The sequence below is a fragment of the Schleiferilactobacillus perolens DSM 12744 genome (assembly GCF_001435585.1).
Lineage (GTDB): Bacteria > Bacillota > Bacilli > Lactobacillales > Lactobacillaceae > Schleiferilactobacillus > Schleiferilactobacillus perolens.
Window position 1 is genome coordinate 1 of record NZ_AZEC01000088.1, and the last position, 255, is coordinate 255.

1 tRNA gene is annotated in these 255 nt (G+C 50.6%); it reads right to left on the reverse strand.

Features of this window, described 5'->3' with window-relative positions:
• Window positions 1-58 precede the first annotated feature (58 nt).
• Window positions 59-145: transfer RNA gene (locus FD09_RS15740), tRNA-Ser, on the reverse strand.
• Between the last annotated feature and the right edge of the window lie 110 nt (window positions 146-255).

Sequence of the window (255 nt, forward strand, 5' to 3'; positions counted from 1 at the left end):
GCCCACGACCGAGTTCAGGCGGTCTTCGCTTCCTTTCGGTAGTTTGGTGGGCAACGAACGGAGTGTGGAGGATTTGAACCCCCGAACGATTTATCGTTACCTGTTTAGTAGACAGGCACCATCAGCCAGGCTCGGACAACACTCCATATGGCATCAGACAAGCTCACAGTCCCATGATTAAATATCACGTTCGGCCTAGGTGTGTCTCCGATATGCCATTAATATCACTGGTCAGGATTTGCACCTGACATGATG